This is a genomic window from Dongia soli, assembly GCF_034044715.1.
GTDB lineage: Bacteria > Pseudomonadota > Alphaproteobacteria > Dongiales > Dongiaceae > Dongia_B > Dongia_B soli.
Map to the genome: position 1 here is coordinate 991,936 of NZ_JAXCLW010000002.1, position 14,362 is coordinate 1,006,297.

15 protein-coding genes and 1 other RNA gene are annotated in these 14,362 nt (G+C 61.3%); 7 read left to right on the plus strand and 9 right to left on the minus strand.

What is annotated here, in order from left to right; translation table 11 throughout:
- Positions 1-11: 11 nt before the first annotated feature.
- Complete coding sequence (locus SMD27_RS11115; protein ID WP_320508431.1) at positions 12-878, plus strand: LysR family transcriptional regulator; 867 nt, start codon at positions 12-14, stop codon at positions 876-878.
- 295 nt (positions 879-1,173) lie between these two features.
- Here the strand turns inward: SMD27_RS11115 and SMD27_RS11120 are convergent, their stop codons facing one another.
- The 7 genes from SMD27_RS11120 to SMD27_RS11150 all read right to left on the minus strand — a co-directional run bounded on the left by SMD27_RS11120 (position 1,174) and on the right by SMD27_RS11150 (position 6,048).
- Entirely contained in the window at positions 1,174-2,016 is an 843-nt protein-coding gene (locus SMD27_RS11120) for a TIGR00282 family metallophosphoesterase (protein ID WP_320508432.1), read from the minus strand.
- Positions 2,017-2,035: 19 nt separating this feature from the next.
- Complete coding sequence (locus SMD27_RS11125) at positions 2,036-2,635, minus strand: 5-formyltetrahydrofolate cyclo-ligase (RefSeq protein ID WP_320508433.1); 600 nt, start codon at positions 2,633-2,635, stop codon at positions 2,036-2,038.
- Between the two features lie 96 nt (positions 2,636-2,731).
- Positions 2,732-3,670: a bifunctional helix-turn-helix transcriptional regulator/GNAT family N-acetyltransferase gene (locus SMD27_RS11130; protein WP_320508434.1), complete on the minus strand. Its 939-nt coding sequence runs from the start codon at positions 3,668-3,670 to the stop codon at positions 2,732-2,734.
- 49 nt (positions 3,671-3,719) lie between these two features.
- Positions 3,720-5,246: a helicase HerA-like domain-containing protein gene (locus tag SMD27_RS11135; protein WP_320508435.1), complete on the minus strand. Its 1,527-nt coding sequence runs from the start codon at positions 5,244-5,246 to the stop codon at positions 3,720-3,722.
- 46 nt (positions 5,247-5,292) lie between these two features.
- A non-coding RNA gene (gene ssrS / locus SMD27_RS11140) (6S RNA) lies at positions 5,293-5,449 on the minus strand.
- Between the two features lie 13 nt (positions 5,450-5,462).
- Complete coding sequence (locus SMD27_RS11145; protein WP_320508436.1) at positions 5,463-5,783, minus strand: cell division protein ZapA; 321 nt, start codon at positions 5,781-5,783, stop codon at positions 5,463-5,465.
- A 34-nt stretch (positions 5,784-5,817) separates the two neighbouring features.
- Positions 5,818-6,048 (minus strand): hypothetical protein, encoded by a 231-nt coding sequence (locus tag SMD27_RS11150; protein ID WP_320508437.1) that lies wholly within the window; start codon positions 6,046-6,048, stop codon positions 5,818-5,820.
- Between the two features lie 321 nt (positions 6,049-6,369).
- On the opposite strand from SMD27_RS11150, the gene tkt reads away from it, so the two are divergent.
- Both tkt and gap read left to right on the plus strand, forming a co-directional pair.
- Positions 6,370-8,367, plus strand: a complete 1,998-nt coding sequence (gene tkt / locus SMD27_RS11155) for a transketolase (RefSeq protein ID WP_320508438.1) — start codon at positions 6,370-6,372, stop codon at positions 8,365-8,367.
- Between the two features lie 49 nt (positions 8,368-8,416).
- Positions 8,417-9,424 carry a type I glyceraldehyde-3-phosphate dehydrogenase gene (gap, locus tag SMD27_RS11160; RefSeq protein WP_320508439.1) on the plus strand — a complete coding sequence of 336 codons (1,008 nt, stop codon included), beginning with the start codon at positions 8,417-8,419 and terminating at the stop codon, positions 9,422-9,424.
- Between the two features lie 6 nt (positions 9,425-9,430).
- Here the strand turns inward: gap and bla are convergent, their stop codons facing one another.
- Positions 9,431-10,339, minus strand: a complete 909-nt coding sequence (gene bla / locus SMD27_RS11165) for a class A beta-lactamase (RefSeq protein WP_320508440.1) — start codon at positions 10,337-10,339, stop codon at positions 9,431-9,433.
- Positions 10,340-10,451: 112 nt separating this feature from the next.
- Between bla and SMD27_RS11170 the strand changes: the two genes are divergently transcribed.
- Together SMD27_RS11170 and SMD27_RS11175 are read left to right on the plus strand one after the other, a co-directional pair.
- A complete protein-coding gene (locus tag SMD27_RS11170; RefSeq protein WP_320508441.1) occupies positions 10,452-11,330 on the plus strand; it encodes a LysR family transcriptional regulator in 879 nt (292 codons plus the stop codon).
- 92 nt (positions 11,331-11,422) lie between these two features.
- Entirely contained in the window at positions 11,423-11,896 is a 474-nt protein-coding gene (locus tag SMD27_RS11175; RefSeq protein WP_320508442.1) for a DUF995 domain-containing protein, read from the plus strand.
- On the opposite strand, the gene SMD27_RS11180 is transcribed toward SMD27_RS11175, so the two are convergent.
- Positions 11,893-12,717, minus strand: coding sequence for a nickel-binding protein (locus SMD27_RS11180; protein WP_320508443.1), 825 nt, complete (start codon positions 12,715-12,717; stop codon positions 11,893-11,895). The two genes, SMD27_RS11175 and SMD27_RS11180, sit on opposite strands and share 4 nt — an antisense overlap.
- Before the next feature lie 198 nt (positions 12,718-12,915).
- Between SMD27_RS11180 and SMD27_RS11185 the strand changes: the two genes are divergently transcribed.
- Together SMD27_RS11185 and SMD27_RS11190 are read left to right on the plus strand one after the other, a co-directional pair.
- Complete coding sequence (locus SMD27_RS11185) at positions 12,916-13,911, plus strand: aldo/keto reductase (protein WP_320508444.1); 996 nt, start codon at positions 12,916-12,918, stop codon at positions 13,909-13,911.
- 18 nt (positions 13,912-13,929) lie between these two features.
- Positions 13,930-14,358 carry a thioesterase family protein gene (locus SMD27_RS11190; RefSeq protein WP_320508445.1) on the plus strand — a complete coding sequence of 143 codons (429 nt, stop codon included), beginning with the start codon at positions 13,930-13,932 and terminating at the stop codon, positions 14,356-14,358.
- Positions 14,359-14,362: the final 4 nt, after the last annotated feature.

A 14,362-nucleotide genomic window follows, 5' to 3' on the forward strand; every position in this document is an offset into this window, starting at 1 on the left:
CGATTTCTGTCATGTTGGGTGGAATGCGTCTCGATATCGATTCCTTACGGACCTTCAAGACGGTGGTGGAACTGGGTGGCATCACCCGGGCCGCCCAGAAGCTCAATCTCACGCAATCCGCCGTCAGCCATAAACTGGCGCGGCTGGAAGAGCGCATCGGCCGGCCGTTGCTGATCAAGGGTTCAGGCGGTCTCGGCCCGACGGCAGATGGCCGGAACCTGCTCTCTTATGCCGACCGGCTGGTCAGCCTGCATGACGAGGCGGCCGAGCATTTCCGGTCTTCCGATCTCGCCGGCCAGGTCCGGCTCGGTTCCACTGAAGACGCAACCGGTAAAAAGTTCGCCGCCGTGCTGGGGCGCTTCAAGCGCCTGCATCCCCAGGTTTCGCTGAGCATCAAGGTGGGCCAGAGCCTGATGCTGCAGCACTGGCTGAAATCCGGCGAGGTCGATCTCGCCATCCTGCAGACCTTTGAAGACGAGATGGAGGACGGCGACCAGGAATTATGGCGCGAGGATCTCTGCTGGGTACAGGGGGAAGATCATCCGATCCTGCCGGAGCAGAGCATTCCCTTCGTCTCGTTCGACCAGAACTGCTTCTATCGGCAGGCCGCGCAACGCCGCCTTGCCGAGCAAGGGCGGTCGTTGAATGTCATCCTGGAATGCCCGAGCAGCGAAGGCGTGCGTGCCGGGGTGCGGCACGGCCTTGGCATCGCGTTGCTCGGCCGACGCAACCTGGCACCCGGTATCGTGGAGATTCATGGCGATCTCCCCCGCTTCTCACCGGTCGTGCATGTCCTGCGCGGCCGCAACGAAACGCCGAGCCGGCTGGAAAAGGGGTTGATCGAGGCGGTGGTTGCCGAAATGTGCGACATCAAATAGCGCCGCATATCGTTCAAATTGTGCGCTTCGCTTTTTAAAATGTGACAGATAATCTCGATTAATTCGGGCTTAATTTTCCTGACATAAGCTCGGCACTGCATACGCCGGTATGCAGAACAAGCAGTGCCCTCAGGACGTCGCCGCCAATGTTACCGGCGTCAGCGAAGCCGCCCGCGAAACCGATGCGGCCTCATCACAGAGGCTGAGCGCCGCAAGATCCTCTCCAAGCAGGCAGAAGTATTGAAGGCCGATGTCACGACCTTCCTGCGCGTATCCGCAGCGCGTGATGACGCGATCAGGCGGTGGCCAGCTTGGCTGCCGCCTGGACTTGCGGCATGGTCTGGCTGAGGCGGCCGCCGACCCGAACCGGCTCGACGCGTTTGGCGAGACCGGTGCGATCGTCGGTTTCGACGAAGATGCCGCAAAGCGTGCCGGGGCCGGTCGCAGCGGAAAGCCGTTCGGTCGGCAGCTTCTTGGTAAAGCGGGCGATCGGCGTCGTCTTTTCCATGCCGATGACCGAGTCATAGTCGCCGCACATGCCGGCATCCGATTGGTAGGCGGATCCCTTGGGCAGGATCTGGTGGTCGGCAGTTGGCACATGGGTATGGGTGCCGACGGTCAGGCTGACCCGGCCATCGACCAGATGGCCCATCGCCATCTTCTCGCTGGTCGCTTCGCCGTGGAAGTCCAGGACGATGGCGTCGGCATTGCCGCCCAAGCGATAGGTCGAGAGCAATTCTTCGATCTGGTGGAATGGATCATCGAGCGGGTCCATGAACAGGCGCCCCATCAGATTGATGACGACGACCTTCTTACCGCGCTGGGTCTGATACTGCGCCGCCCCCTTGCCCGGCGTGCCCTCGGGAAAGTTGGCCGGACGCAGCAGCTTCGGATCGCCGGCGATAAAGGCCATCGTCTCCTTCTGATCCCAGACATGATTGCCGGTGGTGATGCAATCGACCCCAGCCTGATAGAGCTCCTGGCAAATCTTCTGGGTAATGCCGAAGCCGCCGGCCGCGTTCTCGCCATTGGCGATGACGAAATCCAGCGCCAAGTCGCGGCGCAGCCCCGGCAGGCGCTCCACCACCACATCTCTGCCGGCCCGGCCGACCAAATCACCACAAAACAATAAATTCATCGATCTGGTCTTTACTGCTCTAGCTAAACTTGAAGACGGATCGCTCGGTCACGATCCAGTCCAAAGGCTGATCATAAGGCCCGCGCGGCACATCGGGAACCTCTTGTGCCGCATAGGCGACCCCCACTGCGAGAGGCAGCCGATGTCCATTGAGCTGGGCGCGGTGACGCAGCTTATCCAAGGTCCGGTCGTAAAAGCCCCCGCCATAACCCAGGCGGTAGCCGTTAGGATCGAAAGCCAGCAGTGGCACCAGCAGGACCTCCGGAATGACTTCCGGCGCATGATCCGGCGGTGTCATCACCTTGAACTTGCCCTCCACCATATCATCGTGGTCCCGCCATTCGCGGAAAACCAGCGGTTCGCCGCGCTTGACGACGATCGGCAGGCCAATCCGATGCCCGAAACTGCGTAGCTTTTGAAGCAAGGGCCGCACATCCAGCTCGCCCTCCAATGGCCAATAACCGGAAACGGCCAGTCCCGGCGAGATCGCGATGGCATGCATGAATTGCTCGGCCAAGTCATGGCCGGCTTCCGGGTTCAGGGCGAAGGCCCATTCGCGGCGTTTCGACGCGACGTCGCGCAAGGCCGATTTCAGGTCGGTAATTTCCTGGCTTTCCATGGGCTTGGTCCAGAATATTCGAATCCGGGAAGATCAGGGCAGAGAAGCCCAGGGCGGCCGCAAGGGCACGTCCAAGAACGACATCGACGGGTGAGATCAAGCCGAGAATACCAGCTCCCAGTTCTGCCCGACAAGGTCATGACCAAAGCTATGATGCCGCTCCTGGTTCACGAGATGGAAGCCCGCCTCTTCATAAAGATGGCGAGCTGCATCCAATATATCATTGGTCCACAAACTGACTTTTCGGTAGCGGCACTGCCGCGCGAAGTCCAGACATTCACGGATCAGGCGGCGGCCGATGCCGAGCCCCCGCGCCTTCGGCTCCACGTAAAGCAATCGTAGCTTGGCGACCTCATCGCTTTCGCGGACCAGGAGAATAGACCCCACCACTTCGCCGTCCCGCTCGGCGATCCAGCAGCGCTCGCGTTTGGGGTTGAAGTTCTGGATGAACTTGGCGGTGATTTCGGCAATCAGTGCCTCGAATTCTTCATCCCAGCCATATTCCTCAGCATAGAGCACTGCCTGGCGATGCACGATCCAGCCCATGTCACCCGGCCGGTGGGGCCGCAAAAGGTACGAAACTGGCACATCCTTGGGCCGGTCCGACAGCAAGGCGGTGATCGTGCTCATCGCGGCGATGAGCCGGCGCTGCTCGCCGACCGGCAACCGGGCCAGCAGATCGCCGACCTCGCCACGCGACCCTTCATCCAGCGGGGCAAAGCTCTCGCGGCCCGCAGAGGTCAGCAGCAACAGGCTCTGACGGGCATCGTCAGGGCTCGGCTGCCGCTCGACCAACCCCTCCTGTTCGAATTTGCGCAGGATACGACTGAGATAACCGGGATCCAGGCCCAATTCCCGCCCCAGCTCCGTGGCCGTTGGCTGTGGTCGGTTGGCCAATTCATAGAGCACCCGGCTCTCGGTCAGGGAGAAAGGCGATTTGAGCAAACCTTCCTGCAACAGGCCGATCTGCTTCGTATAGAAGCGATTGAAGCGGCGAATGGCCGCGATCCGCTGGTCAAAATCCAATTCAGACATGGCGATCTCCTCCCCTGGAAAAGATCAACCATTTAATTGACTAAGTCAACTATCTCTCACCAAGGATGGAACCGAGGATCCCTCGGATCACCGCCCGCCCGATCGACCCACCGACAGTCGCTACCGCGCCCGAGCCGCCGAGGCTCTTGGCCACGCTGCGGCCGATCTGGGTGCCGAGAGAACTGCCGGTGCTGCGCGCGACACTTTTGAAGACCGATTCACCGAAATTGTCGCGAGACCGGCCCCGGCTCGCCGTCTTTTCGGCTTTTGGCTGCTCGCCGCCGGCCTGGCGTTCGGCCGCGCGGGCCGTCAGCTTTTCATAGGCCGACTCCCGATCGACGGTGGTGGCGTATTTGAGCGCCAGCCCGCCGGCGGCAATCGCGGCTTTGCGCTCCTCGGGCGTGATCGGTCCCATGCGCGAGACCGGCGGATAAATGAAGGCGCGCTCGACCACTTCCGGGATGCCCTTCTCGTCCAGCACTGACACTAGCGCTTCGCCGACACCCAATTCCTGCAGGGCACGGACAACATCGAAGCCCTTATCCGAACGGAAGGTATCGGCACAGGCCTTTAGCGCTTTCTGGTCACGCGGCGTGAAAGCGCGCAAGGCGTGCTGTATGCGATGCCCCAGCTGGCCCAGCACGCGGTCGGGCACATCGATCGGGTTTTGCGTGACGAAATAGACACCAACGCCTTTCGAGCGGATCAGCCGGACGACCTGCTCCACCTTCTCGGTCAGGGCCTTCGGCGCATCGTCGAACAGCAGATGGGCCTCATCGAAAAAGAACACGAGGCGCGGCTTTTCCGGATCGCCGACCTCCGGCAGGGCTTCGAACAGCTCCGACAGCATCCACAGCAGGAAAGTGGCATAAAGTCGCGGCGACTGGATCAGCTTGTCGGCCGCCAGGATATTGACGACACCGCGGCCATCCGAGGTGGTGCGTAGAAAATCGTGCAAATCCAGCGCCGGCTCGCCGAAGAAATCCTCGCCGCCCTGCTGTTCCAAAACCAGCAACTGCCGCTGGATGGCGCCGACCGAGGCCTTCGAGACATTGCCATAGGTGCCGCTGAACTGCGCGGCGTTCTCCGCCATGAAGGCAAGCAACGCCTGCAGGTCCTTGAGATCCAGCAGCAGCAGGCCTTCCTCATCCGCCGCCTTGAAAGCGATATTGAGGACCCCTTCCTGAGTTTCGTTCAGCTGCAAGAGCCGCGAAAGCAGCAGCGGCCCCATTTCGGCGATGGCGGTGCGGATCGGATAGCCTTGCTGGCCATAGAGATCCCAAAAGACGGTCGGGCAAGGGGCGAAAGCCAGCTCGCAAAGGCCAAGCTGCTTGGCGCGGTCGGCCAGTTTGGGATCGGGTGTTCCCGGCTGGGCGAGACCGGCAAGATCGCCTTTGACATCGGCCACGAAGACCGGCACCCCGGCGCGGGAGAAGCCTTCGGCGAGGACTTTCAGGGAGACCGTTTTGCCGGTACCGGTCGCGCCGGCGATCAGGCCGTGGCGATTGCCCAGGCCCAGGAGCAAGCGATGCGGATGCTCGCCCTTTGCAAATTCGATTGCCGGGAAATCCCCCATGATCGTCTTCCTTCTTCCAACGAAACCCGCGGAAAGATGGAAGGTGGGCGGCGCCGCCTGGGCCGGTGGCTCAGAGATCCTCTGTGGCCTGCTAAAGCAGGTGGGCGCCGTTTACCGAGACCACGGTCCCGGCAGGGACAGCTCCCTAGAGGTCCTTATTGGCCCCAGGGATTGCTATGGCCGATCGCACCCTGCAGCTCTCCGCCCGAGATAGATTTAAGCTGCCTCGAGCCGCGCGGCAATAGCTTCAATTTGCGCAGCGAGATTTTCCAACACATCGACCATCGCTGCCTCGCGCTCGGTCGGGCCGACCGCCTGGAGTTCGACCACCTCGCGTTCGCGCTGCTCCAGCTCATCCGCCAGCAGCAGGGACGTCACCGCAAACAGCAGGTTTTCCTGGACCGATCCTAAGGACTTCGCCAGGCCTTCCATGCGCTCGCGTAAGCGCCCGGCCACTTCCTGGACCCGCGCCTCTTCGCCGGGGCCACAGGCCACGTCGTAATTGCGTCCGTTGAGGAAGACCGTCACTGTTGGCATGGTTGGCCTCTAATATCCCGCTGCGCTGAAACGCTTACTGGCTGTCTTTGGTGACGTCGTGCAGTCGGCCGATCACATTATCGAGACGATCGGAGACCATGCGCGCTTCCTGCTGCAACAAGGCATAGGTCTGGCGCAGGACCGCCAGTTCATCGGAGAGCACATCCCGGTCTTGAACGCCCCGCTGCACGCTTTCTTCCACAGCCGCGTCCAGCCGCGCCATGGCAGCATCCAGTCGACTGATCGCCATTTCCAGTTTTGACATGCCTTGCCTTTTTGTTCCCCGCCCGGCCTGCCCGTTGAAGCTTATTCGACGCGGATTGCCGATTGCGGCATGCAGAGCGAGTCCAAGATTAAAGCGGGAGTGCAGCGTCGCGTCAACAAGGGCACGCATCCGCTTCAAAACACACTAAATTTACAAGCCCCTTTCGACGTATTCCGGTCCTATCCGGCGTTATCTCCGCATTAGGCGATAACTGGGGATAATATGGGGTGATATGACGGATTCGGTGGTTGACCAAAGCGGGGGCAGGCGGCATGTTCCGCACCGAATTGACAATGCTGCCTGCAATTTCAAGGACTCGCAATGGACGCTGCCGACAAAGCCAGCTCGCCCCGGACTGTAACCCCGCGCGATATGGCCAATGCCATCCGTGCTTTGAGCATGGATGCCGTCGAGAAGGCCAATTCCGGCCATCCGGGCATGCCGATGGGCATGGCCGATGTCGCCACGGTGCTTTTCACCCAGTTTCTGAAATTCGACCCCAAGCACCCGAAGTGGCCGGATCGCGACCGCTTCATCCTCTCGGCCGGCCACGGCTCCATGCTGCTTTATTCGCTGCTGCATCTGACCGGCTATGCCGATATGACGCTGGATGAGCTGAAGAACTTCCGGCAATGGGGCAGCAAGACCGCCGGCCATCCGGAATACGGTCATGCCACCGGCATCGAAACCACAACCGGCCCGCTGGGCCAGGGCATCGCCAATTCGGTGGGTTTCGCCCTCGCCGAACGCATCCTGAATGCCCGTTTCGGCAACGATCTGGTCAATCATTACACTTATGTCATCGCCGGCGACGGCTGCCTGATGGAAGGCATCAGCCAGGAAGCGATCTCGCTGGCCGGCCATCTGAAGCTCAGCAAGCTGATCGTTCTGTGGGACGATAACAGCATCACCATCGATGGCTCGACCGATCTTTCGACCTCGGACGACCATATCGCCCGCTTCAAGGCCAGCGGCTGGGCCACCGACAAGGTCGATGGCCACAATCCCGAGGCCGTTGCCAAGGCGATCGCGGCCGCCCAGAAGAATGACCGCCCCACCCTGATCGCCTGCAAGACGATCATCGGCTATGGCGCGCCGAATAAACAGGGCACCGCCGCCACCCATGGCGCGGCGCTCGGCAAAGACGAAGTGGCCGCCACCCGGCAAGCGCTGGGTTGGAACCATGAGCCCTTCGTGATCCCGGCCGAGATCCAGGATGCCTGGCGTCAGGCTGGCGCCCGGGGTGCCGCCGATTTTGCCGCCTGGACCAAGCGCCACGACGCCGACAAGAATCATGCGGAATTCGACCGCGTGATGGCGGGCGACTTGCCGGCGAATTTCGCCGAGACGGTCAGCAAGCTGAAGAGCGCGATCGCTGCCGAAGCGCCGAAGATCGCCACCCGCGTTTCGTCCCAGCGTGTGATCGAGGCCCTGGTGCCGGTGATGCCGGAACTCGTCGGCGGTTCGGCCGATCTCACCGGCTCCAACAACACCAAGGCCAAGACCGCGGCGCCGGTGAAGCCCGGCAATTATGCCGGCAACTACGTCTATTACGGCATCCGCGAACATGGCATGGCGGCGGCGATGAACGGCCTCGCCTTGCATGGCGGCGTGATCCCCTTCGGCGGCACCTTCCTGGTCTTCACCGATTATTGCCGGCCGGCGATCCGCCTTTCGGCCCTGATGCATCAGCGCGTGATCTATGTGATGACGCATGATTCCATTGGCCTTGGCGAAGACGGCCCGACGCACCAGCCGGTGGAGCACCTGGCCGCCTTGCGCGCCATTCCGAATCTGCTGGTCTTCCGTCCCTGCGACACGATGGAAACGGCGGAATGCTGGGCATTGGCACTGAGCACCAAGGATCAGCCTTCGGTCCTGGCCTTGACCCGCCAGAACCTGCCGCTGCTGCGGGCCGATGCCGCCGTCGCCAATCACTGCGCCCGTGGCGGCTATGTGATCCGGCCGGCAGAAGGCGCGCGCAAGGTGACGCTGATCGCCAGCGGCTCCGAGGTGGAAATCGCCGTCGCCGCCCGCGAGAAGCTGCAGGCGGAAGGCATCGGCACGACTGTCGTCTCACTGCCCTGCTGGGAACTCTTCGATCAGCAGCCGGAAAGCTATCGCAAGGATGTGCTCGGTGACGGCGTTCGCGTCGCCATCGAAGCCGCCGGCGGTTTCGGCTGGGAGAAGTATCTCGGCGAAAAGGGCGTCTTCGTCGGCATGAAGAGCTTCGGCGCTTCTGCTCCCGCCCCCGAACTTTACAAGCAATTCGGCATCACCGCCGAAGCCGCGGTCGCGGCGGCCAAGTCCCGTCTCTAAGGGATTGCGGCTCGGACAACTCGCGCGAAAAAGAGAGAGGAAAGAAAAAATGGCAGTGAAGGTTGCGATCAACGGCTTCGGACGTATTGGTCGTCTGGTTCTGCGCGGCATCATGGAAAGCGGCCGCAAGGATGTGCAGGTCGTGGCGATCAACGATCTCGGTCCGGTCGAGACCAACGCTCATCTCTTCCGTTACGACACCATTCACGGTGCCTATAATGGCAAGGTGAAGACCAAGGACAATGCCATGGATGTCGGCCAGGGCTGGATCAGCGTCAGCGCCGAGCGCGAACCGTCCAAGCTGCCCTGGGAAAAGCACGGCATCGACATCGTCATGGAATGCACCGGCCTCTTCACCGATAAGGAAAAGGCTGGGAAACACCTCGAAGCGGGCGCCAAGAAGGTGCTGATCTCCGCCCCGGCCAGCAATGCCGACCTGACCGTCGTCTACGGCATCAACCATGCGAAGCTGAAGAAGACGCATAAGATCGTTTCCAACGCCTCCTGCACCACCAACTGCCTCGCCCCCGTCGCGGCGGTGCTGCACAAGGCGATCGGCATCGAGCACGGCTTCATGACGACGATCCATTCCTATACCGGCGACCAGCCGACGCTGGACACGATGCACAAGGATCTGTATCGCGCCCGCGCCGCCGCCTTGAATATGATCCCGACCACCACCGGCGCCGCCAAGGCCGTCGGCCTGGTGCTCCCCGAGCTGGCCGGCAAGCTGGACGGCACCTCGATCCGCGTCCCGACCCCGAATGTCTCGGTGGTCGACTTCAAGTTCGTGGCCAAGAAGGCGACGACCAAGGACAAGGTCAATGCCGCGATCATCAAGGCGGCCGAAGGTCCGCTGAAGGGTATTCTCGGTATCAATGATCAGCCGCTGGTCTCCAGCGACTTCAATCACAACCCGCACAGCTCGACCTTCGACCTGTCCCAGACCCAGGTGATCGACGGCACCTTCGTGCGCGTCCTCTCCTGGTACGACAATGAATGGGGGTTCTCCAACCGCATGAGCGACACCGCGGTCGCCATGGCGAAGTTGGGCTAATACCTCCTAAGCAGCTATAGCCGAGGCGATCAGATGACCGACCTCGGCTATAGCCGCATCGCGGTCCGCTGGCGGGGCGTCGGTCTGCGTTAAATAGACGGCAACCAGAATCGGGGCGCGATCCGGCGGCATGAGGATGGCGACGTCATTGGCGGAGCCGTGATTGCCCGATCCGGTCTTATCGCCGACCCGCCAATCCTTAGGCAGCTTCGCCCGCAGCCGGTTATCTCCCGTTTTGCAACCGGCCAACCAGGCCAGCAATTGCGCCTGCGACGCATCCGATAGAACCGTCTTTTCGCACAGCAGCTTCTGCAGATTATTGACCATCGAGGCCGGCGTCGTCGTGTCGCGCGGATCCCCGGGCGCTGCTTCACCTAAATCCGTTTCCCATCGGTCCAGGCGGGTCATGTTATCGCCGAGGCTGCGGGTGAACAGCGTGATGCCGGAGGGGCCGCCTAAGGTACGCAGCAACAGATTGCCGGCAGAATTGTCGCTCATCGTCACGGCGGCATCGCAAATTTCCGCCACGCTCATCCCCGCGCTGCCGGTCCGTTGCTCGGTGACCGGCGAGTAATGCACCAGATCCTTCTGGCTGAAGACGATCCGGCGCTGCAACTTTTCCTTATGCAGATCGACACGCTTCAGCACTGCCGCGGCTGCGAGAAATTTGAAGGTGCTGCAGATCGGGAAGCGCTCATTTTCCCGATGGCCGCCGCTTATGCCGGTCGCGGTATCGCGGATCGCCACGCCAAGGCGGCCGCCGCTAAAGGCTTCGATTTTCGCGAACTCCGCCTGCATCCGCGCCTGATCGAGCGTATCTGCGCGTGCTTTTGCAGATGCCAACAGGCTGATCACGGGAGCGCCCAGGAAGGCACCGCCGAGCAGCGCCGCACCGAATTGCCGTCTTGTTGCCATTTTCATCTCCTACTTTAACAAGCGGGGTTAACTACGGCGACTATCGAGCTTATCCCGGTCAGCAACAAACGATCATAATTGTCAGCAAGCAATAGAAAATCTTTTACGTGGCATGACATCCCCTCACCTTCCCCTCAATGCCCTGCGCGCCTTCGAGGCCTCCGCCCGGCATCTGAGCTTCACCTGCGCTGCCCGTGAACTGCATGTCACCCAGGCCGCCGTGAGCCAGCAGGTCCGGGCGCTGGAGGTGCAGCTTGGTGCGCAATTGTTCCGCCGCCTGCCGCGCGGTCTCGCCCTGACCGATGAGGGGCTGGCGCTCCTGCCCGTGTTGTCGGATGCCTTCGACCGGATCAAGAGCATCATCAAGCGATTCGACAGTGGACACGTCACGGAAGTGCTGACCGTCAGCGCCGTTGGCACTTTCGCGGTTGGCTGGCTGATGTCGCGCTTGCAGTCGTTCCGCGAAGCTCATCCCTTCGTCGAATTGCGCCTGCTGACCCATAACAATGTCGTCGATCTCGCCGGAGAAGGATTGGATTTCGCGATCCGTTTCGGCGACGGTGTCTGGCCGGGAATACAAGCCGCGCAATTGCTCGATGCACCTCTATCGGTTCTCTGCACGCCCACCATGGCGCGGCGCTTGAAGACACCCGGCGATCTCGCGCGGGAGATATTGCTGCGCTCCTACCGCAGTGATGACTGGCCCTGCTGGTTCGCCGCTGCCGGCATCGAACCGCCTGCCATTCGTGGTCCCATCTTCGACTCGTCACGCCTGATGGCGGAAGCCGCCATGCAGGGTGCGGGGGCCGCACTCGTGCCTGTCTCCATGTTCGCGCAGGAACTTTGCGAAGGCCGCCTTGTTCAACCTTTTCCCGTAGCGAGCAATGTCGGTGGATACTGGCTCACATGGCTGAGATCAAAGCGCATGACGACCGCGATGCACGGTTTCAAGAACTGGATCACGGAACAGGCAGCGCAGGTCGCGACTTGACACAGTTATGCGCTTGTTTCCGTTCTCTAACCGACTCTGCGGCGCATTATGGGTTACTTACAAGTAGAACAGGGACGATGACCAGGCGCCCGATGTCACTCAATTTTCTCGCCAGTATCATCTTGTCAGCAGTCTTGCTGAGCGGCTGTGCGATCTTCAGCACGGAGGAGGCTCCGCCGGCCGCCGGCTATGAAAGCCAATTCGCCAAGCCGGCGAATACCAGCCAGCGCATCGTCCTGAACAGCCAGGAGGTCGCCGGACATCGGGTCCAGATCACCGATGAAGAGGGGCCATTCTGGATCGACCTGCACCACAATCGCCGCGTTGCCGCTGGTATCGGCGGGCAGCAGATCGTTGGCGACGGTACCTGGCGGGTCAACAAGTCCGGCCAGCTCTGCCTGAAAAGCTCCGTCTGGTGGAAGGACGGGACCTGTTTCGAAATGCTGGGCGGCACGCATTTTGCGGATGCCACCCGTATCCACTCGCTGAGCGGGAAGAACGGCCCGGATACTTATTATCCGTTTGCCGTCCTTGGTGTGATCGACGAGCGCGCGGGAACATCCTAGCCTGACTTTCGCCACGGCACTTCAAACAGATCGACCGGCTGATCAAAGCCTTTGAACTGCCGACTGCCAAGAGCAATAGCATCGTTATCCGCGCCGAGCGCCGCGCGCACGACATCGGAAATGACAATGCTGTCCGTAGGCGCCTCATCACAGATCCTGGCAGCCAGTTGCACCGTCGCGCCGAACAGGTCGTTACTGTCCTGAACCGGCTCGCCTGCATGAATGCCGATGCGGATATGCAGCGGGACATGACTGGCGCGATTAAACGCAGCAAAGCCTTGGGAGATTGCGCGGGCACAGGCGACCGAGCCTGCCACATCGTCGAAGGAGGCCATGATGCCGTCCCCGGTATGCTTGACCTCCCGCCCCCTGTTCCCGGTCAAAGCACGGCGCACCATCGCATCATGGGCGCGCACCAGTTCGACCATGCGCCGGTCGCCAAGTTTGGCAGCAAGGCTGACGGAGTCAACGATGTCGGTGAACATGACCGCCCGATAGGCGGAATCCGGCGCGGGCGCCTGCATGCCTTTTGCCGGGCCGACCGGATCGGTAATGCGGCCAAGAAACGCCTCTACCGCCGATAGATCAACCTCGATCATGCGCGAAGCGATATTGCCATGGGACTCCCTATGTACCCGCATGGCCGCTGCGATGTCCGGCGCATCGATCAGGCAAAAGGCATGGCCGCGTCCTTCATCGAACCAATAGGTCAGGAAACGGACGCCATATTCATCCTGAATATCCAGGTCCCGTCGGTGAGCTTCGGCGACTTCCGCGCCGCTCATCTCGTGCAAATCATGCCGGTCAAGAAATATCGGCATTAGCCACCTTTCCGATGGAGCGGTTCGCCGAACCACATGCGAGCCTACGCGGCATGAGCATGCGCTTGGCCGAGATACGCTTGTGAGGATACGCTTTGTGAGGATACAAAGCCTTGCTTGCGATGAACAGCGGCAACGCATATTGAATCAGCCGGCGGCTATTCCGCCGATCATGTCGATACAGGAACGGAGCGTGCCATGGCATCGCGTCAATTGGGAAGCAGCGGCCCCCAAGTTTTTCCGCTTGGTCTTGGTTGCATGGGCATGTCGGATTTTTATGGTCCGGCGGACCGAACGGAGAGCCTTGCCACACTGGCCATGGCGATCGAACGCGGCATGACCTTGCTTGATACCGGTGATTTCTATGCCATGGGCCACAACGAATTGCTGTTGCAGGAAGGCCTGCGCAACGTCAGACGCGACCAGGTGCAGATCAGCGTCAAATTCGGCGCCCTGCGCGGGCCCGACGGGTCCTGGCTCGGCTTCGATTGCCGTCCCGCCGCGGTCAAGAATTTCGTTGCCTATAGCCTGAAGCGACTGGGTACGGATTATATCGATATCTACCGCCCTGCGCGGCTTGATCCAAATGTGCCGATCGAGGAAACAATCGGCGCCATTGCCGACCTCATCAAGGCCGGCTATGTGCGGCATATCGGCCTCTCGGAAATGGGCGCTGAGACGATCCGCCGCGCACATCGGGAACATCCGATCGTCGATTTGCAGATCGAATATTCCCTGATCTCCCGCGGCATCGAACAGAAGATCCTGCCGGCCTGCCGCGAACTGGGTATTGCGGTCACCGCCTATGGCGTGCTGGGCCGTGGTCTGATCAGCGGTCACTGGTCGAAGGCACAACGCCTCGAGGCCAATGATTTTCGCGGCCACAGCCCGCGTTTCGATCCGGCCAATATCGACCGAAATCTCGCCTTGGTCGATACGTTGCGTCAGGTGGCGACGGCCAAGGGCGTCAGCGTCGCACAGATCGTCATCGCCTGGGCCTTGTCGCGCGGGTCGGATATCATCCCGCTGGTGGGTGCGCGGCGACGCGAGCGGTTGGCCGAAGCGCTCGGCGCGCTGGAGGTCAAGCTGACGGCGGAAGACATCGCCGCCATCGAGAAGGCGGTGCCGCCGGAAGCGGTTGCTGGTGCGCGTTATCCGGAACACGGTATGGCGTCACTGGATAGCGAACGGTAAAGGCCAAGGGAGGTCGGAATGGGTCTGGGAAAGTTGCAGCCGGGATTGGTCTATCGGGACACCTTGCCGGTGACAGATATCTTGACCGTTCCGGCCATGGCGTCGCTTTATCACAGCAACGTCGAGATGCCGCCGGTCTTCGCTACGGCGCATATGATCGGCTTCATCGAATGGACCTGTATCGCCGCTTTGCGGCCCTATCTCCTGCCTCATCAACGCACGGTCGGCATTCTGGTTGATGTTCGGCACAAAGCAGCGACGCCGATCGGCATGACCGTGACGGCGGAGGTTGAACTCATCGAAATCCGTGACCGGCAGCTGCGCTTCCGCGTCTCCTGCCGCGATGATGTGGAGGACATCGGTGGCGGCATTCATGAACGCGCCGTCATCGACAACGATCGTTTTCTGAACCGCGTGCTGAAAAAAGGCGGTCCGCTGACTGCCTGAAAGA